Genomic DNA, 18,459 nt, shown 5'->3' on the forward strand with positions numbered 1-18,459 from the left:
CCCGTCGTGTGTTCGGGAGCAACCGTCAGGGGACGCCCTGGAGGGACAGACGGGGGACGTCGCTCGTGCTTGATGGCAGCTGGCCATCTCCCGCATCTTCCATGTCTGGCGTGAGAGTGGCGGCGCGCATCGATCGGCTACGCGTACACGAGTCTGTCGGAGAGGCCCGCAGCATTGAACGCCTCGGCGAGGTCGTCCCGGGTTCCCTGGAAGTGCGCCCAGCCTTCAAAGTGTGCGGGGATGACACGTCGAGCGTCCAACGCGCGTGCCACCCACGTCGCTTGGGTGTTGTCGAGGGTCACGAGCTGCGCGTCGAGCATGGGCTTGTGACGTACTCCGCCGAGGAACAGGATCGCCGTGTCGATGGGCGCGCACAGGTCCGCGATCTGCTGGACGTAGTCCAGCGATGCGTTGTCGCCACTGATATAGACGCTCGGGTGCCCGTCGGCGGTGAGGAGGAATCCGATGACGTCTCCGGAGACAGGTTCGCTGCCCTCGGGGCCATGGCGTGCGGGCAGCCCGGTAATCGTCACCTCGGTGCCGTCTGGGGCGGTGAGGTTGGCCTTTTCCCAGAACGCGAGGCCGTGGGCGTTGCTGCCTAGACGTCCCGCGCCGGAGACGGTGGTGTAGACGACGGGGACGCGGGGCAAGAAGGCGCGGCCGGCGCGATCGAGGTTGTCATCGTGCTCGTCGTGAGAGAGCAGCACCGCGTCGATGTGGCCCACATCGTCCGGGCTGAGCGGGGACCCGGTGGTCTTGGTCATGGCGTAACCGGGCATGACGGGGTACTCCCCCGGCGGGTCGAAGGTGGGGTCTGTGAGGAACCGCAGGCCGGCGTACTCGATCAGCACGGTCGGGCCGCTGAGCACGCGGACGGGGACGTCGATCGCGGCGGGCTGGGTGGTCATGAGATTCTCCTTCGGGAGTAGAATACGGTGCTTGCAGATAGTTCCATGGAAACGATGTACGGTTCGTGTCGGACTGCGGCGTCGACGCAGGCAGGTGAGGTGAGGGATGACCGACGTGCGCATGCTCTACCACGATCTGGTGCGGTTCGAGACTGAGCTGTGGGCGGCGGTCGACGCGCGGCTGCGCTTGGACTGCGATCTGCCGCTCACGTGGTTCGAGATTATGCAGCTCCTGCGCTATCGCGAGGGGCAGCGTGTCCAGGACGTGGCGGAGGAGTTCGTGATCACCGTGGGTGGGGCCAGCAAGGTCATCGACCGGATCGAGAAGGCCGGGTACTGCCGACGGGTCCCCAACCCGCACGATCGCCGGTCCACGCTGATCGTGTTGACGCCCGCTGGGAAGACGAAGGTGGACGAGGCCGCCCCGGCGTTCGAGGACGAACTCGCCCACCGCTTCTCCTCTGTCCTGGGCCCGGCCGAGCTGGACCGGATGGCGACCGGGCTGCGGCTCCTGCGGTCCGCGACCGCAGGCGAACGCCGCAAGACCGCTTGACAGTCTGCGGTGAACCGCACGCGGGGCGGAAGACCTCGGAGATCAGCGACGCCTCCCGCCACCTGGCAATCCAGCTCAAGCGGCGGGCGCGGGCATGGAGTACACGCCGAAGTGATGACCGTTCGCGTCGCGCAGGCGCGCAAAGCTGACTCCAGACGCGTCGATGACCGGCTCCATCGTGACCTCCGCGCCGAGGGCTGTGGCCTTCTCCAGGGTGGCCGGGATGTCCTCGACGAGGACGTAGAAGACGGCGTAGTCCTCGAACCTGCCGGCGTGGTCGAAGATCCCGCCGGTCGGGCCGGGCGAGCCCGGGGTGATCGCGGCGTGGTAGTCGACGCCCTCGAGGTCGGTGTTGAGCTTGAATTGCCATCCGAACAGCTCGGTGTAGAACTTCTTCACCTCTTCAGGCTTGTTACTTCCGATCTCGAACCAGGACACTGAACCGATAGCCGGGGCACTCATGACCCACTCCCCACTCCCCCTGACCGGGGGCTCGACGACCCGCTGCACGGTCGCGCGGCGGGGGCATCAGCATACCGGATATAGTTGACATGGAAGATAGATCGATGGAACAAGTCGTGAACGAGCCGCATGGAGGTCTAATGGGCAGCGAACACTTCGAGGGCCCTGGAGAGGGAGCTCCTTTGGTGACCGAGGTGAGGGGCGCTCGGGTTCACAACCTGCGCGGCATCGATGTCGATGTCCCGCTGCGGCAGCTGGTCGCGATCGCGGGGGTGTCCGGGTCAGGGAAGTCGTCGCTGGCGATGGGGGTTCTCTACGCGGAGGGGTCTCGGCGGTACATCGAGGCGCTGTCGACCTACACTCGCCGGCGCATGTCCCACACGGCTCGCGCGAGCGTCGACTCAGTGCGGCACGTCCCGGCGGCATTGGCTTTACGGCAGAGGCCGAGTGTGCCCGGTGTGCGGTCGACCTTCGGGACGTCGACGGAGCTGCTGAACGTACTGCGGGTGATGTTCTCGCGCCTCGGCTCGCACCTGTGCCCGAACGGTCACCGGCTATCCCCGACGATCGACGTCGCGGCGAACAAGGACCTGATCTGCCCAGTGTGCGCAGCGGAGTTCTACCCGCCGGGTGCGGAGTCGCTGGCGTTCAACTCGGATGGGGCGTGCCCGACCTGCGCGGGGACGGGCACTGTGCGCGACATCGACGATGCGACGCTGATCCCTGACCCGTCGCGGTCGATCGCCGAGGGCGCGGTCGCCCCGTGGGGGATGTTCGGGCTCTCGGTGATGCCGCAGGTCGCTGCCGCGCTCGGTGTCCGCATCGACGTCCCTTACGCCGAGCTCACCCCGCAGGAGCGGGAGATCGTGCTCGACGGTCCCGCGGAGAAGCGCGAGATCGAGGTGCCCTCGAAGACCGGGAAGCTGTTCGAGCTGAACTTCACCTACCGTAGCGCCCGACAGGCCGTCCGGGAGGCGCTGAACAATGCCACCAGCGAGAAGGGCCTGGCCCGCGTGCAGCGGTTCATCACCGCGCACACCTGCCCGACCTGTCACGGCAGCCGGCTGTCCGAAGCCGCGCGGGGAACGCAGGTGGACGGGAAGGATCTCGCCGAGGCTGCTGCCCTCACTCTCGCGGAGACGATGGCCTGGGTGCCGACGGTTCCGGCCACGCTGCCTGCGGACATGCGCCCCATGGCGGAGATGATCGCTGGGCAGTTCACCGACATGGGCCGCCGGCTGATCGAGCTGGGCCTGGGCTACCTCATGCTCGACCGTGCCAGCTCCACCCTGTCGACCGGGGAGCGGCAGCGCGTGCAGCTTGCACGGGCGGTCCGCAATGAGACCACCGGCGTGCTCTACGTGCTTGACGAGCCGTCGATCGGGCTGCACCCGTCGAACATCGAGGGCCTGATCGGCGTTATGCGGGATCTCCTCGACGGCGGGAACTCCGTTGTGCTCGTCGATCACGACGTGCAGGTCCTGCGCGAGGCGGACTGGATGATCGAGATCGGCCCCGGTTCTGGATCCTCCGGGGGAACGGTCCTCGCCGAGGGGACGATCGACGCCGTCCGGGAGAGTCCAGTCTCGCTCATCGGGCCGTTCCTGGCCGGCAGCGAGACGGTGGTCGTCCGCGACCGCGCGAGCGAAGCCACGGTGTTCTCCCGCGGGGCGATCCGCGTGAAGACCGCCCCGATCCACACCGTCCACGCGCTCGAGGCCGAGTTCCCGAAGGGCCGGCTCACTGCCGTGACCGGGATGTCCGGGTCGGGGAAGACGACCCTTGTGCTCGAGAGCCTCGTGCCCGCCCTCGCCGCCGCCCACGACGGTGTTCCGCTCCCCGGGCACGTGCTCTCGCTCGACGCGGCAGGGGTTACCCGGGCGGACGTGGTCGACGCGACTCCGATCGGCACGAACGTGCGCTCCACCGTCGCGACCTACAGCGGGGTACTCGACGACCTGCGCCGTGCCTATGCCGGTCTCCCGTCCGCGAAGGACGCCGGTCTGAAGGCCGGGGATTTCTCCTATAACACCGGGTCGCTGCGCTGCCCGAGGTGCGAGGGCACCGGCCAGGTCGTCCTGGATGTGCAGTTCCTCCCCGACGTCGACATCCCGTGCCCCGACTGCGGCGGCACCCGCTACAGCCCCGCCGCTTCCGAGCATCGGCTTCCCACGAGCGACGGGCATTGGTCCCTGCCCGAGCTGCTCGGCACCACCGTCGCCGATGCTGCGCCGCTGCTCGGCGAGCGGACGAGGGTGCGCAAGAAGCTGTCGACGCTGATCGATCTCGGCCTGGGCTACCTGACCCTCGGCGAGGACACCCCCGCTCTGTCCGGCGGAGAGGCTCAGCGACTCAAGCTCGCAGCCGAGCTCGGCCGCACGCACACCGGCACGGTGTTCGTGTTCGACGAGCCCTCCGTCGGCCTGCACCCTCTGGACATCCGCACGCTCCTGGGCGTGCTGGACCGGTTGCTGGCGACAGGGGCGACCGTGATCGTCATCGAGCACGACCTGGACATGATCGCCAACGCCGACCATGTGATCGACCTCGGCCCCGGAGGGGGCGCGGACGGCGGACGCATCATCGCCACCGGCACGCCCGAGGCCATCGCAGCGTCTGCCGAGAGCGTCACGGGACGGTACCTCGCCGCGACCCCACGACCGTGACCGGGCCGTGGGGTCGCGTCGCCGATGATCAGGCTCCGAGATCCCGCAGCCACTGCTCGACGCTGCGCGGGCTGAGGCCGAGCAGCGCCTGCGCCGAGCGCGCCTCGGGAATGAGCTCCCCGGGCTGATGCCGGCGATGCTCGTAGGAGGCGACCACCGGTGCGACCGCGTCATCGCCGAACAGAGGGGTGATCAGCTCCCCGTACCGTGCGGGGCTGATCGCCTCGAAGCGCACGTCCTGCCCGAGGTATCGAGCGAAGCCGGCGGCGAGGTCCGCGCCGGTCATGCCGGGAAGCGCACCGACGGAGACGATTCCGGTGACCGAGTGGTCCGTCAGCAGACGGGAGACGACGTCGGCGACGTCCAGGTGGGAGATCCACGAGACTGCGTAGTCCGGGCGGATCGGGTAGCGCAGTGCGCCCTCGGCCCGCGTGGGTCCCAGCGTTACCGGCAGGAGCAGGTTCTCGAGGAAGAGCCGCGGCTCGACGATCGCGTAGGACACCCCCGAGGAGGCCAGTTCACGGGCGAGCACGTCCACAGCGCCCGTCCCTTCGCCGGTGGGGTCGAGAGGGTAGCCGCTGGTGGAGAAGACGACGCGAGCCGGCGTCGCCCGACGAACCGCCTCGGCGATGGTGCGCGCGAAGGCCAGCTGGTCCTCGGGACGTCCCAGGGGCAGGTGCACGAACACCCCCTCCGCCCCGCGATATGCGTCAGCGAGCGAGTCGACCGAGGAGTTGTCGATGGCGATCGCCGCGCCGTCGACCTTCGTGATGTCTCGGACCGCGGCGACGGCGTCGAGTCCAGCGGAGGTGAGAGCAGTGAGTACGGGAGAGCCTTGAGCGCCGGTCGCGCCATGGATGATGTATGTCATGACTCCATTACTGCATATGATGCATCAGTTACATCAAGTGCAGTAATGGCCTATCGTGGACATGTGAGATTTGACCACTGCGACCTGCAGGAGTGCGGCGTGGCCCGCTTCCTGTCCCTGCTCGACGGGCCATGGGCCACGCTCATCGTGCGCGAGCTGCTCAAGGGACCGCACCGGTTCAACGAATTGGCAGAGGCGCTGCCCCGGATCAGCGCGCACACGCTGACCAGTCGGCTCCGCACGTTCGAGAAGCACGGCCTGGTCACCCGCACCGCGTACCCCGAGATCCCGCCCCGAGTCGTCTACGAGCTGACGCCCGCTGGGCAGGATCTCCGCTCCGTCCTGGAAGCGATGAACGCCTGGGCCATGACCCTGCCCGCGAGCGTCTTCGACCTCGCCGAGGATGTCGACAGCGGCCGCTCACAGGCGATCGCCGGCTCCTGATCGACGAAGCTCCTCGGAACCAGACCACGGTCGCCACGGCATTCCTCTATGGCCGCGCCGGCAGGCCCTCTCCTGAAGCACGCTGACCGGCGAGCCACGTGCGGTACCCGCCGTCGAGGTTGCGGACCGAGCGCCCTCGTTGTGTGAGGAGGCGGGTGGCGATGTGGCCACGCAGGCCGACCTGGCAGTGCACGACGAGTTCTCCGGGCGGCAGCTCTGCGAGGCGCTCGCGCAGGTCGTCGAGCGGGACGTTGACCGCCCCGGGGATGCTCCCGGCGGCGTGCTCGTCGCGCGAGCGGACATCGATGAGCGATGCGCCAGCGGCGCGCGCCTGTTCGAGCTCGTGCCACTGGACCGTGGGGGTCGTCCCGTTGCGTGTGTTCTCGGCGGCGTATCCGGCGATGTTCACGGCGTCCTTCGCGGATCCGAACTGGGGCGCGTAGGCGAGCTCGAGATGTGCGAGTTCGGCCGCGGTCAGGCCTGCGTGCATCGCGGTGGCGATGACGTCGATGCGCTTGTCCACGCCGTCGCGGCCGACGATCTGCGCCCCCAGGATCCTGTCCGTCTCCGGGTCGGCGAGGAGCTTGATCGAGAGCACCTCCGCGCCGGGGTAGTATCCCGCATGCGAGCTCGGATGCACGTGCACCTGATAGTGCGGGCGGCCCGCGGCGCGCAGAGCCTTCTCGCTCCAGCCCACCTTCGCGGCCACCAGGTCGAAGACGCCCACCACTCCGGTGCCGAGCGCCGGGCGCGCTGCGGCGTCTCGTCCGGCGATGACGTCGGCGACCATTCGCCCATGCCGATTCGCCAGTCCCGCCATCGTCACCAGCGCGGCATCGCCGCCGACGAGGTCCTGCTTCTCGACGCCGTCGCCGACGGCGAAGACGTGCGGGTCGCTGGTGCGGTTGGCGCTGTCGACCCAGATGCCGCCGCTCTCCCCGATGCACAGGCCCGCATCGGCGGCAAGAGCAGTCTCGGGGACGACGCCGGCGGCGTCGACGACGAACGCGGCGGGGATGCGGGAGCCGTCGCTCAGCACCACGGCGTCGCGCTCGATGCGGTCGATCTGCGTGCCCAGACGCAGGTCGACGTCGTGCGCGCAGATCTCCTCTGCCAGCGGCGATGCCATCTCCGAGTCCAGCGGCGACAGCACCTGACCGCCTCTCTGGACGAGCGTCACCTGGGCTCCGCGGGCGACGAGGTTCTCGACCGCCTCCAGCCCCGTGTAACCGGCTCCGACCACGACGACGGGGGTGCCGGGCGTCTGCACCGCGCCGTGGATCGCGTCGGCGTCGGGCACCGTGCGCAGCGTCATGACCGGCATCCCGGGGTCCTCGCGGAGGGGTCGCGGGCGCGCGCCGGGGGCCAGGACGAGGTGGTCGTAGGGCTCCGTGGTCGACGCCCCGGTGCTCAGGTCGACCACCTCGACGATCCGGGCCGCGGTGTCGATGCGCGTCGCCTCGTGGCGCACCCGGACGTCGAGTCGGAACCGGCGGTGCAGCGACTCGGGGGTCTGAAGCAGCAGGGAAGAGCGATCAGCGATCGTGCCGCCGACGTAGTAGGGCAAGCCGCAGTTCGCGTAGGAGACCTCCGTTCCGCGCTCGATCACCACGATCTGAGCGTCCTCCATGAGTCTGCGCAGGCGCGTGGCGGCGGACATCCCGCCCGCCACTCCCCCGATGACCACGATCCTCGGGGTCATCGCTCAGATCCCGTCGTGCAGGAGCAGCGGTCGCGGACCGGCACGTCGCCGAGCGCCTGCTCGATGTGCTGCCCGCAGCCGTCCCAGGTCGGCTTGCCGCAGCGGGAGCATGTCACACGCTGACACATGTCAGCCCCTCCGTCCGAACAGGCGGGCGAGGAACCCTCCGCGCCCCGCGTCAGCAGCCTCTCGCTGCGCCGCGGTGTGCGAACCGCCGCACCACTGCGCAGACGGCACCGTCTGCTTGACCTGCTGGACATGCTGGCCGCATCCGGCCCATGTCGTCTTGCCGCACACGCGGCACCTCACTGCTCGGCACATCGATGACTCCTCGTCCATATACTCCAGGGGGTATGCCAACCATACTCCCTGGGGTATCGTGGGAGTCAACTCGACGACGGAAGAAGGACAGCCATGGCAGACGCCGCCCCCTCGCCGGCCCACGACGAGGCCGCTCAGCGCAAGATCGTCAATCGCCTCCGAAGGGCGCAGGGACAGCTGACGGCGGTCACTGCCGCCGTAGAGACCGGCGCGCCCTGCCGAGACGTCGTCCAGCAGCTCGCCGCCGTGTCCAAGGCGCTCGACCGCGCGGGGTTCCTCGTGATCTCGACCGCGCTCAAGGAATGCCTGAGCGACCCCGACGACGATCAGGCCCTTTCAGCTGACGAGCTCGAGAAGCTCTTCCTGCAACTGGCCTGAGACGACGAAGCTGACGGCAGGGCGCAGCGTGAGGAGCTCCGTCCTGCCGTCCGCCTGGATGAGGTCGAGGGCAGGTCACTCGTCCTCGGCGATGGCCTTCATGGCCTTCCAGCCGTGGGTGACTCCTCCCCCGGCGCGGAGGGCGGCGGCGACCATGACGGCCTCGGCGACGTCGGCCTTGGACGCGCCGGCCTTGATCGCACGCTTCGCGTGGTCCTCGATGCAGAACGGGCACTGGGTGGTCACTGCGACCCCGACTGCGATCAGTTCGCGGGTGGCGAGGCCGAGGTTCCCGGTGTCCTTCTTGAAGACGGCCTTGTCGAAGCCGAAGAAGGCCGAGACCATCTCCGGCGCAGCGTCCTTGATGTCCGCCATGAACTTCGCTTCCTCGTTATGGTCGTGCATTGCTTCTCCTTCTCGATCGGTTGCTTCCATGGTGGTTCGGGGTGCGTCCGGCACAAGCGGGACCGGACGCGGGGCCATCGCACGCCTTCGACCTTCAGGACCGCCAGAGCACCCACGATCTTGCAGACCCCGGCCACGACGAAGAGCACGGGACGGCGGGCTGGTCGCGACGTTCTGGCCACGTTCACGGCACTGCTCTAGGCCCCGAGCAGCTGCGCGATCAGGACTGAGTTCGTCCCCCGACAGCCCTGGTCTGGGAGGGAGCCACCAGGACGTCGATCAGCGGCACCACAGCGTCGAAGGCGGCGGCCCCGTCCTCGAGCGAGGCCACTTTCGCGCCGTCGAGGAGCGCCACGAGCTGCCGGGCCGTCCGGTCCCGGCGGTGCGGATCGTCGCCGTCGAGACAGCGCACGAACCTGCCCCGCAGCGAGGCGCGCTGATCGGCCAGCACCTGGGCGACCCCGGCCGCGTCCTCGAGGTGCTCAGCCGTTGCCGCGATGAAGCAGCACCCCGCATAGCCATCCTGAGCTGCCGCTCTTGCCGCCAGGTCGAAGACCGCCCGGATCAGCTGCACCCCTCCGACGCCCTCTTGTTCGAGTGCGTCGATCTCCTGCTCCGCGCGATCGGCCTGGCGGGCCAGATAGGCCTGCACGAGGTCACCCTTCGACGGGAAGTGCGCGTACAGGGTGGCTTTGGCCACCCCGGCCTCCGAGATCACCCGGGCCACGCCCACCGCGCGGACCCCGTACTCAGAGAAGAGCCGCGTGGCGGCATCGAGGATCCGCTCGTGCGCGGACGGCCCGCTCTGCACTGCGAGGTCGTGCCCGGTCGTCATAGTTTGACCATACCAGACCGAGCGGTCTACCCTGAGGAGGCAGGCAGACCGGTCGGTCTGCCTTTGCGTGACCGTCAACCAGCCACGCCAGAGTCCCCTTCATCACTTCCAGGAGAGAACCATGACCGCACCCCGCCGCGCCCTCGTCGTCATCGACGCCCAGCAGGAGTACTTCGAGGGACTCCTCCCGGTCCAGCACCCCGACCGCGACGCCTCGATCGCCCGCATCGATGACGCGGTCCAGGCCGCCGAACGGGCCGAGATCCCCGTCGTGCTGGTGCAGCACGAGCTGCCCGCCGAGGCCCCGGTCTTCGCCGCCGGATCGCCGACCTGGGACAACCACCCCGCGGTCGCCGCGCACGAGGAGCGCGCCTCGCACCGCGTGACCAAGCAGTTCTCGAGCGTCTTCGCCGACACCGATCTCGAGGACTGGCTGCGCGGGCAGGGCGTCGACACCATCACCCTGGTCGGCTACATGACCAACAACTGCGTGATCGCCTCCGCGGCCGCCGCCGAGCCGCTGGGCTTCGCCGTCGAGGTCCTCTCAGACGCGACCGGCGCGGTCGATCTGGCCAACGAGGCCGGACGCGCCTCCGCCCAGCAGGTCCACGAGACCCTCATGACGCTCCTGCACTCGAACTGGGCCGCCGTCGTCGACACCGCACAGTGGACCGCCGCGCTGCAGGCCGGCGAGGCGCTGACCAAGAGCGACCTGCCGACGTCCGCCGCCCAGGGCCGCAGCGCCGTCTGAACAAGGAGATACTGATCATGGCAGGACATGCACCCATTCCCGAGCTCGTCGCTCAGCGCACCGCAGCCGGCACCTACACCGTTCGCAACAGCGCCGGTGCCGAGCTGCAGATCGGCATGCCCGGTGCAGCCGGCGCGTTCTCGCCCGTAGAGCTGCTGCAGGCCGCGCTGGCCGGCTGCGCGTCTCTCTCCGCCGAGGCCCAGCTGGTGAGCCGACTCGGCGAGGACTTCGATGCGGTCACGACCGTCGGCGCGGTCTACGACGCGGAACAGAACCGGGTGGAGAAGCTCGTCACGAAGATCGCGGTGGACTCCAAAGAGCTCGATCCCGGCGACCACGACAAGCTGGTCTCGAGCGCGGCACGGGTCATCGACAAGCTGTGCACCGTGAAGCGATCGCTGAACGCCGGCATCGAGGCGACCACAGAGCTCGTACGGCAGTAGCGAGGCGACTGACCATCGTTGATCGGTGGTCATTTCGCTCGGGTGGTGAGTGACGCGCCCGGGACGGGTCGCGCGAAACGAGAGAGCAGCCCCGCGACCATGAGGTCGCGGGGCTGCTCTCTCGTCAGCCGGGCGCGATCAGCCGCGGCCCCAGAAGACGTCCTCCGCCGCGCTGTCCTCGGAGAACAGGTGCACGGCGACGATCTTGCCGTCGCGGACGGTCAGCAGGTCCACGCCCGCCATGTCCATCGATGCGCCGGAGCGCGTGCCGGTGAAGCGGACGGGGACGGCGACGAGTTCGCCGTTGACCATCGCAGGGCCGGTCACGGCGAGCTGGAAGCTGCCTTCGCTGGCCTCCATCATCCCGCCGAGCAGCGCGCCGACGCCCTCGACGCCGACGTGGTCCCCGGAGAACTGGTTGGCCCCGGGCTGGTGCCACACCACCTCCGGGCTCAGCTGGGCCATGGCGGTGGGGACGTCGCCGCCGCCAAGGGCATCGAAGTAGGTAGCCGCGACATCGGCGGGGGCGGTCTGGTTCTCGGTCATGGGATCTCCTTCATCGTGCGGATCGTGGATACACTGATGGTAACGATCTGTAACCTGTTACCTCAACGTAACTGGTGCGAAGGGGAGACATGGACGAGCAGCCGCCGTGGAACGTGATGGTCGCGACGTGTCCCTCGCGCACCTCGCTGGCGCGGATCGCGAACAAGTGGACCGCGATGACGCTGATCGCGCTAAGCGAGGGCCGCCTGCGGTTCGGGGAGATCCGGAAGGCCGTGGACGGGATCAGCGGGAAGGTCCTCGCCGAGACGCTGCGCGACCTCGAGCGCGACGGGATCGTCTCCCGCACCGCCTACGACCAGATGCCCCCACGGGTCGAGTACGAGCTCACACCCCTCGGGCAGACGCTGCGAGAGCCGCTCACAGCGCTCGGCCGATGGGCAGAGAACCACATCGTCGAGGTCGAGTCGGCCCGCGCCGCCTACGACGAGGACTCGTTGACGCGATCGAGGCCGATCATGAATCGGGAGGCCTCTGCCGACCATCTGGCCTGGCTCTCCGCTCACTCTTGACTCCCCCGGCAGTAGTCGCGGCCGCCAGTGGTGAGAGATACGGCGTCGTCGCCGAGATAGCAACCGGAGAGGATGCCCGCGACTAGGGCGAGGTCGACGGCGAAGCGCACGTATCGATCCCGGCCCCGGTGATCGCGACGGCGATCAGGAACAGGGTCAGATCGGAGGAAACTGCCGCCGATCGCGCCGAAGAGTGCCCCAGACGGCGACACCAATGTTGCGACGACGATGCTGCCCGGTAGCGCAGCCTCCGCGACTCCGATCTCATTCATCACATGAATTATCGACGCATCGCCCTCAGCCGTCCTATCTTCGCTCGCAACCGACAGACACCCGCCAGCACCGCAGCGACCTGTGCCCCCGAGAGCCCAACTGCACAATTACTCGCTCTTCCCTCGTCGCCTCACTTGGGAAGATCGTCATTGACGCAAGGCAGCCGAACGCCACGCGAGTCTGCAAATCTTGGGACGATATCTCCAGGTACTCCCGCGGCGCTCAACGCACCTTGCTTCGTGTGAACATCCAGGCGAGTACGCTTCTTCTGGCCGCAAACCACCGCGCAAGATGCTCGCCCGCCAAGACGACACCTACATTGGGATCGCCCGCTATCAACATCGTTTCTGCTGCGAGTAGACGCCGCCCGCGCTTGAGAAGAAACTCTGCATCGGCGACTACCCTCGCGGTATCTCCTGGCGTGGTTTCATGATCATCTCTATCAGGCATCATGCGCGGGTAAGCAAGAGCCGTTGGGATTGAAAGGTGTCCTGCACTTCTACGTTCTCTCATCCTTGTCGATGCAATACTGCCAGCCCGATCTTGGCCACCTTTTCTGGAGTCCAGATAGCTCCGAAGCTATCGCACGATGAGAGTCCACGACGACGACCTCGCGCCGGAAGATGATCTTGAAGATCGGGAAGAACACGGCGCACGAAATGAGCGCGTTGATGAGCATCGTGACGACGTCGGCGACCGCCTCACCGGTGGCGCCCATCCGCCACGTAATCATCAGCAGCTCGTAGATCGGCGTCTTGTAGAGGGCCTGGAGGGCCGCGGCGCCGAAGGTGAGCACGACGTAGGCCACGGTGTACCAGGCGGCCGCGCGCCACACGTTGGTGTTGGACTTGGAGGTGACGTTGCGCTGCAGGAAGAAATTGATCACGGTCGCGATGAGCAGCGTGATCTGCACGGCGAGGAAGGACGCGAGCCCACCTCAGCCCTCGGGCAGGGCGCCGGCCGTGTAGTCGAAGACGAAGACATCGCCCACGGGGACGGCCTGGAAGTCGACGTCGACGAGCGTGGTTCCGCTGAACATCAGTTTGAACACCGGCATGATCACGAGTTGCAGCGCGGTGAGCGCGATGGATCGCACAACGATGACAACGGCGGGCCCTGGTGACGACCATGGCCCGCCGCTGTCTATTCAATTGCGATTCGAAATAACTCGACAACACGTAGTGGCAATACGGTCACCTGTCCTAGAGCGCGATCAGACGGCGAGGTCGCGCAACCAGGCTTCAACGGTGCGCGGAGTGATTCCGAGGAGCTTCTGCGCCGAGCGCTCCTCGTCGATCACTTCTCCGGGCTGGGTCCACCGGAAGTGGTACGAGTCCACCACGGGCCGTGCCGCATCCGCACCAAACATGGGGATAATCAGTTCGCCGTACGCCTCGGGCTCCTGCGCCTCGAACACAACAGGCTTACCGAAGTACAGGGCAAAACCCTCCGCGAGAATGTCACCGAACAGCGGAGGAAGCGCCCCCGCAGTAACGACACCCGTCACGGAGTCGTCCGTCAGCAGCGCGACCGCGATATCAGCCATATCGAGATGCGAGACCCACGACACCGGGTAGTCATCGCGGATCGGGTAGCGCAGCGTTCCGTTTTCACGCGCCGGGCCGAGCGTGACGGGAAGCAGGAGATTCTCCAGGAAGATGCGGGGCGCGATGACCGCATACGAGATACCGGACGCTGCCAGAGACTCCGCCAACACGCCATGCGCCGTCAACGCCCCGTCGGGGAGCACAGTGGGATAACCGCTTGTCGAGAACACGACTCGGCCGGGGCGAGCCATCGCGACGGCTTCCCCGATCACCCGCGCGTAAGAGCCCTGCCGGTCGGGACTGGCGAGCGGCAGGTGCACGAACACCGCGTCAGCACCCGTATAGGCCCGCACGAGCGAATCGACAGAAGCGTTATCGATGGAGACCGCCGCCCCCGCCACATTTGCCGTGTCTCGAACCGCAGCCGTCGGACTGTGCCCTGCAGCACGCAGAGCAGCAAGAACAGGGGAACCTTGAGCGCCAGTAGCGCCATGCACAATGATCGTCATCTACCAATTAATGCATACACTGCATCAGTTACATCAAGTGCACTAATGGTGCGCAGCGAATGGGCATTGCTTGTTCACCCCGCTCCGCCCGCTCCTGACTGCGTAGGGAGCAACAGGTCTAGAACCAGCAATCGGAGCCGAACCGAACGCGCCCGTCGGCCTCTCCGATGCCGAGGGTCCATAGGCACTGCCTGCAGTCTCAAAGTCGTGGAGCGCGGACAGACGTCCATCGACACGCCGCGAACAAACCCCAGCATGGTCAGTCCCGACTGATGCTGCGAGATCGCCCGCGAGAGACGGCGGCTCCGACATATGCAGACACGATCGAGATACTGGTGAAACGCGTTCTGCGACGAATGCTGCCGAACGCGCCCGAAAGGTGATTCGCGAGACCGCAGGTCACCGCGCTACGGCCTCTGCGGGTCGTGCTATGCCGATGATGTCCATGCGTAGGGCAGGAACTTCCCGTCGATCGTGACGACGACACGGTCTCCGTCGGGATGCGGAGCCCGTTCGAGGTTGACGCTACAGTTGATCGCGCTCATGATCCCATCGCCGAACTCGTCGTGAATGAGCGATTTGAGAGCCCGTCCGTACACCTGAACCAGCTCGTGGAACCGGTAGATGGTCGGATCGTTGGAGATATCGCGACTCGGGGACCTCGTGGGCTGCCGCACGAGTGCGTCGACGATCTCGTCTTCCAGCCCCAGCGCGTCTCTCAGCTGTTCTGCCTCGCGTTCCGGGATCGGATGCATCCCCAGCGCAGCGGCGGCGATCCATACCGGTGAACGGTCGAGGTGTCCGGCGAGGTCCTTCCAGGAGAGCCGTTGCTTGCGCCGGCGCTCATCGACGATGCAGCCGGCATCTTCCTTGCTGATCACTCTGCGGATCCGCCCGCGTAGTAGTCGTTGCCGCGCGAGAACTCGACGAAGGTGCACGCGACGTCGCCCACGCTCCAGGCGTCGTGACCCGGGGGAAGGAGCATGACGTCTCCGGCGGAGAACTCCTCGCTCTCGCCGTCAGACATTTCGACAGCGAGCGTGCCCGCGGTCACCAGCGCGACGTGCGGCAGGACGCAGTCGTCCGTGCCCGCGTATCCCTTGAGGTCGTTCGACCACTTCGCCCCGATGTCGAAGGTCACCTGCGTCACCTCGACACCGTCCAGCGTCGCGGTGCGCTTGGAGATGAGTCCGTGTTTGTCAGCCGGGATGTCTGCGAAAGTCGCCTTCTGCATCGATGTGTTGTATCCCATGGTCTGGTCCTTCCCTCGGCTTGCGCCATGTCTGGTGTGTGGATCGATCACATCATCGAGGTTGATCTCGGCAAAGGAAGAATGCGCACGGCCTGTAGTTCTTCGCATTTGGGACTGCTGACGATTTGGTTGACTCGTCTTGTTTGGGGTTTCAGGCCGCGTGAGCGGCCTCTGAGTTGATTATCTCGAACTCGATCGGGGTGAGTTTCCCGAGGCGTCGTTGCCGACGCCGGCGGTGGTAGGTTCGCTCGATCCAGGTCACGATCTCGAGGCGGAGTTCCTGCCTTGAGTGCCACCGCTTCTTGTTAAGGACGTTCTTCTGCAGGAGCGAGAAGAAGGACTCCATTGCGGCGTTGTCCGCACACGCACCGACGCGTCCCATCGATCCGGTGATCCCGCTCTGGCGGAGCAGCTCGACGAACTTCCGGGATCGAAATTGCGACCCGCGGTCCGAGTGCAGCGTCGTCCCGACAGGGTCACGGAGCGCGACCGCGTTACGCAGCGCGGCAACGGCGAGCTCCGCGGTCATCCGGGAATCGATGGAGTAGCCGACGATGCGGTTCGAGTGGACGTCTTTGATCGCGCAGAGATACAGCTTTCCTTCATCGGTCCAGTGCTCGGTGATGTCGGTGAGCCACAACTGATCTGACCTTGTTGCGGTGAAGTCGCGGAGCACGAGATCGTCATGCACGGGAGGTCCCGCTTTCCGGTTCAGGCCACGCTTCTTCGAGAACACGGACCACAGGCGCTGTTCAGAGCACAGTCGCCACACCCGCCGCTCGGACGCTGCAAGCCCGGCCTCGGCTTCGATCTCGTCGGAGATGAACCGATACCCGAACGCCGGGTCATCGCGGTGAAGATCGACGGCGGCGTTCGTGAGATGAGCGTTGTCCCAGTCGCGTTGCGACACGGGGTTCGCGTCGGTGCTGCTCGTGCTCACGGAGCCGCCTCATCTGGGCTGACTGGCGCCCACGAGGCGTTGAGCCGCTGGGCCGTGTGTCAGTCGCATGAGCGAGTCATCGCATCGGGGGCGAGGCGGCGGTCGATGGCGTGAAGGAAGTCGTATTCGTCGTCGAAGGGTCCGTCCCAGGCGTCGGTTAGAACGGAAATGGCGAAAGCCGCGTCGATTCGGACCCGGAAGTTGTCCGCAGCGCTTTCCTCGCCGTCAAGGATGGCGCGCACCGAGTCGAGTTCAGGGTCGTCCGCCCCCATCTGGCCAAGGAGCTTGTGGAGCGTCTTCTGATATAGCAGAAGGAATGCGCCGGTGCGGTTGATGCCCGAGAGGGAGAACTGGTTCACCTGTGCCCAATGATCAAGGATGCCTTGGGCGAGCATCTCGTCTGTGCGTTGGAGGTCGACGAGGTCGAGGATGAGGTCACCGTCGTCGGTGACGCGGTTGCCGAGCTCTCCGTGGAAGCGGACCCATGCGTGCCGGCCGTCGGAGGAGACCTGCGGGATGCTCGAGACCAGGAGGCCCGGGATGCTGGCGGTGAGCGTGCTTAGAAATGACATGAAGAGTGCTTTCGTTGGGGGCTGCATCGGATGTGCGGCCCGTTACTGCCTCTATGCGCGGTGTCCCGAGCAACGCTGTCCGCGGAGATCATCCACGACTTCAACGAGGCATACGCCCGATCCGAGCCCTACATGCCGACGTAGTCGAGTGTGTCTGCCACCGGATCCCAGATCACGACGTTCCCGGCCTGACCGTCACACCCGAGCGAGATCACTCGCCGCCCATCATCCATCCGGCCACCGCCAAGGATGTGCATGTGCCCGTGAAACAGGGTGGCCGGCTGCACCGCAGCCCAAACCCTCGAGACCTGAATGCGGCTGTCGCGTGACTCATCCCGGGCCTGGCGGGTGAAGCCGAGCGGGTTGGTGCGGAGGACGCGGCGAACTGCGGGGACGGGGCTTCCGGCGGGGCTTTCGTGGGTGAGCATCGCATCGACCGGTCCGCCGGCGATGGCTTCCTCGACCATGGCGTCCGTGATGCGCTCGTCGGCCCACCATTCCTTGCCCGGAACCCGCCATCCTCGGTCAACAGATGCCGCACCTCCTAGGCTCAGCACGGAGGTTTCCCCGATCCAGAATCGGTACGGGCGTGGGAGGGCGAAGACGCGCTGCGATAGCCGGATCGGCTCCCCGGGTTGGGCGTCGAGCATCGGAGTGAGCGTGCCCCAAAGCTCGTGGTTGCCGAGCGTGACCAACACCCGCTCAATCCCGTTCTCAGCACGGCCCGGTCCACCGCGACAAGCATGGCCGTGCTCGACCAGAAATCGCCCAGATGCAGCACCGTCGCGACCTCCGGGTGCGCGTCACGGATGGCCCGCAGCATCGCCGTCGCCCACGCGGCCGAGCCATGCCAATCCCCCGCGATAGCCACGGGGGCAGCCTCCAACATGATTGGCAGGGTCACGGTCGTCTCCTTCGGTCGCATTCTGGTCGACGATAGAACCATGCGCCGCCGACAATGAGCGAATCGCCGCCCAAGAGAACCCCGTCTCGCTCCCAGCGATGCGCGGCGACGGGGGCACTGCCACCAGCCTGTGCAGGACTCACCGCCGACAACGGATCCCCCGCGCACGGCGCACCACGGGAAACGCACGTACAGTCTGTGCGTCGTGACCCGGAGCCGGTAGTCACGTCTGCCCGGGGCCGAGCGTAACTCTGTGGAATTGTCATGGTCGTGCGTGTGTCGCCGCGGCGGTCTGGGTGCGTGACTGTGACCTGCGGCGATGTGTGAGCATGAGCGGTTCGCTCATGCTGTGGTGGTGTTCTGTTCAGTTGTTCGATGCGGGGCGATTCCGTGTGGCGCGTACCTTTGGCGAATCGTGCACGATACGGCGCTCGTACGGTCTCTGCGGTGCATCTGTGGGTGTTGCATGGATGCTAGGCATCCCTCTCGCGACCTACCCTGCGGCACATCGCGTTGGCCACTCACGGCCGGGTATTCCATGGATGCCGGGCATCCCTCTCGCGATCTACCCTGCGGCACATCCGCAGCCCACTATGCGCGCCGCCTCCCAGACCGATCAATCGGCCCCTGCTCTGCGTAATGACCCT

At 66.8% G+C, this 18,459-nt stretch carries 24 protein-coding genes and 1 pseudogene; 7 read left to right on the forward strand and 18 right to left on the reverse strand.

What is annotated here, in order from left to right:
* Nucleotides 1-137: 137 nt before the first annotated feature.
* Nucleotides 138-908 carry an MBL fold metallo-hydrolase gene (locus AC3ANJ_RS09625; RefSeq protein WP_406250268.1) on the reverse strand — a complete coding sequence of 257 codons (771 nt, stop codon included), beginning with the start codon at nucleotides 906-908 and terminating at the stop codon, nucleotides 138-140.
* Between the two features lie 106 nt (nucleotides 909-1,014).
* On the opposite strand from AC3ANJ_RS09625, the gene AC3ANJ_RS09630 reads away from it, so the two are divergent.
* Nucleotides 1,015-1,461, forward strand: a complete 447-nt coding sequence (locus AC3ANJ_RS09630) for a MarR family winged helix-turn-helix transcriptional regulator (protein ID WP_406250267.1) — start codon at nucleotides 1,015-1,017, stop codon at nucleotides 1,459-1,461.
* Between the two features lie 75 nt (nucleotides 1,462-1,536).
* On the opposite strand, the gene AC3ANJ_RS09635 is transcribed toward AC3ANJ_RS09630, so the two are convergent.
* A complete protein-coding gene (locus AC3ANJ_RS09635) occupies nucleotides 1,537-1,923 on the reverse strand; it encodes a VOC family protein (protein WP_406250266.1) in 387 nt (128 codons plus the stop codon).
* 185 nt (nucleotides 1,924-2,108) lie between these two features.
* Here AC3ANJ_RS09635 and AC3ANJ_RS09640 point away from each other — a divergent pair, with 185 nt between their 5' ends.
* Nucleotides 2,109-4,589: an excinuclease ABC subunit UvrA gene (locus AC3ANJ_RS09640; RefSeq protein ID WP_488316136.1), complete on the forward strand. Its 2,481-nt coding sequence runs from the start codon at nucleotides 2,109-2,111 to the stop codon at nucleotides 4,587-4,589.
* A gap of 28 nt (nucleotides 4,590-4,617) precedes the next feature.
* On the opposite strand, the gene AC3ANJ_RS09645 is transcribed toward AC3ANJ_RS09640, so the two are convergent.
* Nucleotides 4,618-5,460: an NmrA family NAD(P)-binding protein gene (locus AC3ANJ_RS09645; protein ID WP_488316137.1), complete on the reverse strand. Its 843-nt coding sequence runs from the start codon at nucleotides 5,458-5,460 to the stop codon at nucleotides 4,618-4,620.
* A gap of 99 nt (nucleotides 5,461-5,559) precedes the next feature.
* On the opposite strand from AC3ANJ_RS09645, the gene AC3ANJ_RS09650 reads away from it, so the two are divergent.
* A complete protein-coding gene (locus tag AC3ANJ_RS09650; RefSeq protein ID WP_488316138.1) occupies nucleotides 5,560-5,904 on the forward strand; it encodes a winged helix-turn-helix transcriptional regulator in 345 nt (114 codons plus the stop codon).
* A 46-nt stretch (nucleotides 5,905-5,950) separates the two neighbouring features.
* Here the strand turns inward: AC3ANJ_RS09650 and AC3ANJ_RS09655 are convergent, their stop codons facing one another.
* Genes AC3ANJ_RS09655 through AC3ANJ_RS09665 form a run of 3 tightly spaced genes read right to left on the reverse strand, consistent with a single transcriptional unit; the run spans nucleotide 5,951 to nucleotide 7,927 of the window.
* A complete protein-coding gene (locus tag AC3ANJ_RS09655; protein ID WP_488316139.1) occupies nucleotides 5,951-7,606 on the reverse strand; it encodes an FAD-dependent oxidoreductase in 1,656 nt (551 codons plus the stop codon).
* Nucleotides 7,603-7,734 (reverse strand): hypothetical protein, encoded by a 132-nt coding sequence (locus tag AC3ANJ_RS09660; RefSeq protein ID WP_488316140.1) that lies wholly within the window; start codon nucleotides 7,732-7,734, stop codon nucleotides 7,603-7,605. The genes AC3ANJ_RS09655 and AC3ANJ_RS09660 overlap by 4 nt, the downstream gene beginning before the upstream one ends.
* A 1-nt stretch (nucleotide 7,735) precedes the next feature.
* Nucleotides 7,736-7,927 carry a hypothetical protein gene (locus AC3ANJ_RS09665; RefSeq protein ID WP_488316141.1) on the reverse strand — a complete coding sequence of 64 codons (192 nt, stop codon included), beginning with the start codon at nucleotides 7,925-7,927 and terminating at the stop codon, nucleotides 7,736-7,738.
* A gap of 93 nt (nucleotides 7,928-8,020) precedes the next feature.
* Here AC3ANJ_RS09665 and AC3ANJ_RS09670 point away from each other — a divergent pair, with 93 nt between their 5' ends.
* Complete coding sequence (locus AC3ANJ_RS09670; RefSeq protein ID WP_488316142.1) at nucleotides 8,021-8,305, forward strand: metal-sensitive transcriptional regulator; 285 nt, start codon at nucleotides 8,021-8,023, stop codon at nucleotides 8,303-8,305.
* Between the two features lie 75 nt (nucleotides 8,306-8,380).
* Here the strand turns inward: AC3ANJ_RS09670 and AC3ANJ_RS09675 are convergent, their stop codons facing one another.
* A complete protein-coding gene (locus tag AC3ANJ_RS09675) occupies nucleotides 8,381-8,710 on the reverse strand; it encodes a carboxymuconolactone decarboxylase family protein (RefSeq protein ID WP_406250255.1) in 330 nt (109 codons plus the stop codon).
* A gap of 220 nt (nucleotides 8,711-8,930) precedes the next feature.
* On the reverse strand, nucleotides 8,931-9,545 hold the full coding sequence (locus AC3ANJ_RS09680; RefSeq protein ID WP_488316143.1) for a TetR/AcrR family transcriptional regulator: 615 nt from the start codon (nucleotides 9,543-9,545) through the stop codon (nucleotides 8,931-8,933).
* Nucleotides 9,546-9,666: 121 nt separating this feature from the next.
* Between AC3ANJ_RS09680 and AC3ANJ_RS09685 the strand changes: the two genes are divergently transcribed.
* Together AC3ANJ_RS09685 and AC3ANJ_RS09690 are read left to right on the forward strand one after the other, a co-directional pair.
* Nucleotides 9,667-10,296 (forward strand): cysteine hydrolase family protein, encoded by a 630-nt coding sequence (locus AC3ANJ_RS09685; protein ID WP_488316144.1) that lies wholly within the window; start codon nucleotides 9,667-9,669, stop codon nucleotides 10,294-10,296.
* Nucleotides 10,297-10,313: 17 nt separating this feature from the next.
* Nucleotides 10,314-10,739 carry an OsmC family protein gene (locus tag AC3ANJ_RS09690; protein WP_406250250.1) on the forward strand — a complete coding sequence of 142 codons (426 nt, stop codon included), beginning with the start codon at nucleotides 10,314-10,316 and terminating at the stop codon, nucleotides 10,737-10,739.
* A 138-nt stretch (nucleotides 10,740-10,877) separates the two neighbouring features.
* Here the strand turns inward: AC3ANJ_RS09690 and AC3ANJ_RS09695 are convergent, their stop codons facing one another.
* Nucleotides 10,878-11,285, reverse strand: coding sequence for a nuclear transport factor 2 family protein (locus AC3ANJ_RS09695; RefSeq protein ID WP_406250248.1), 408 nt, complete (start codon nucleotides 11,283-11,285; stop codon nucleotides 10,878-10,880).
* A gap of 89 nt (nucleotides 11,286-11,374) precedes the next feature.
* On the opposite strand from AC3ANJ_RS09695, the gene AC3ANJ_RS09700 reads away from it, so the two are divergent.
* Nucleotides 11,375-11,815: a winged helix-turn-helix transcriptional regulator gene (locus AC3ANJ_RS09700; RefSeq protein ID WP_406250246.1), complete on the forward strand. Its 441-nt coding sequence runs from the start codon at nucleotides 11,375-11,377 to the stop codon at nucleotides 11,813-11,815.
* On the opposite strand, the gene AC3ANJ_RS09705 is transcribed toward AC3ANJ_RS09700, so the two are convergent.
* The 9 genes and pseudogenes from AC3ANJ_RS09705 to AC3ANJ_RS09745 form a co-directional block, all read right to left on the reverse strand.
* The gene (locus AC3ANJ_RS09705) at nucleotides 11,806-12,087 is read right to left on the reverse strand and encodes a hypothetical protein (protein WP_488316145.1); all 282 of its coding nucleotides are present in this window, start codon (nucleotides 12,085-12,087) and stop codon (nucleotides 11,806-11,808) included. The genes AC3ANJ_RS09700 and AC3ANJ_RS09705 overlap by 10 nt on opposite strands.
* Nucleotides 12,088-12,587: 500 nt before the next feature.
* Nucleotides 12,588-13,001 carry a hypothetical protein gene (locus tag AC3ANJ_RS09710; RefSeq protein ID WP_406250244.1) on the reverse strand — a complete coding sequence of 138 codons (414 nt, stop codon included), beginning with the start codon at nucleotides 12,999-13,001 and terminating at the stop codon, nucleotides 12,588-12,590.
* Nucleotides 13,002-13,025: 24 nt separating this feature from the next.
* Entirely contained in the window at nucleotides 13,026-13,184 is a 159-nt protein-coding gene (locus tag AC3ANJ_RS09715; protein ID WP_406250243.1) for a hypothetical protein, read from the reverse strand.
* Between the two features lie 117 nt (nucleotides 13,185-13,301).
* On the reverse strand, nucleotides 13,302-14,144 hold the full coding sequence (locus AC3ANJ_RS09720; RefSeq protein ID WP_406250242.1) for an SDR family oxidoreductase: 843 nt from the start codon (nucleotides 14,142-14,144) through the stop codon (nucleotides 13,302-13,304).
* A 428-nt stretch (nucleotides 14,145-14,572) separates the two neighbouring features.
* Nucleotides 14,573-15,025 (reverse strand): cyanase, encoded by a 453-nt coding sequence (gene cynS / locus AC3ANJ_RS09725; protein ID WP_406250240.1) that lies wholly within the window; start codon nucleotides 15,023-15,025, stop codon nucleotides 14,573-14,575.
* On the reverse strand, nucleotides 15,022-15,396 hold the full coding sequence (locus AC3ANJ_RS09730; protein ID WP_406250238.1) for a cupin domain-containing protein: 375 nt from the start codon (nucleotides 15,394-15,396) through the stop codon (nucleotides 15,022-15,024). The genes cynS and AC3ANJ_RS09730 overlap by 4 nt, the downstream gene beginning before the upstream one ends.
* A 151-nt stretch (nucleotides 15,397-15,547) precedes the next feature.
* Nucleotides 15,548-16,312: pseudogene (locus tag AC3ANJ_RS09735) on the reverse strand (IS3 family transposase); the annotation flags it as partial.
* Nucleotides 16,313-16,395: 83 nt separating this feature from the next.
* The gene (locus AC3ANJ_RS09740; protein ID WP_488316146.1) at nucleotides 16,396-16,908 is read right to left on the reverse strand and encodes a hypothetical protein; all 513 of its coding nucleotides are present in this window, start codon (nucleotides 16,906-16,908) and stop codon (nucleotides 16,396-16,398) included.
* A 128-nt stretch (nucleotides 16,909-17,036) separates the two neighbouring features.
* Nucleotides 17,037-17,606: a hypothetical protein gene (locus tag AC3ANJ_RS09745; RefSeq protein ID WP_488316147.1), complete on the reverse strand. Its 570-nt coding sequence runs from the start codon at nucleotides 17,604-17,606 to the stop codon at nucleotides 17,037-17,039.
* Nucleotides 17,607-18,459 lie beyond the last annotated feature (853 nt).

Source organism: Microbacterium sp. STRO-1N, assembly GCF_057748015.1.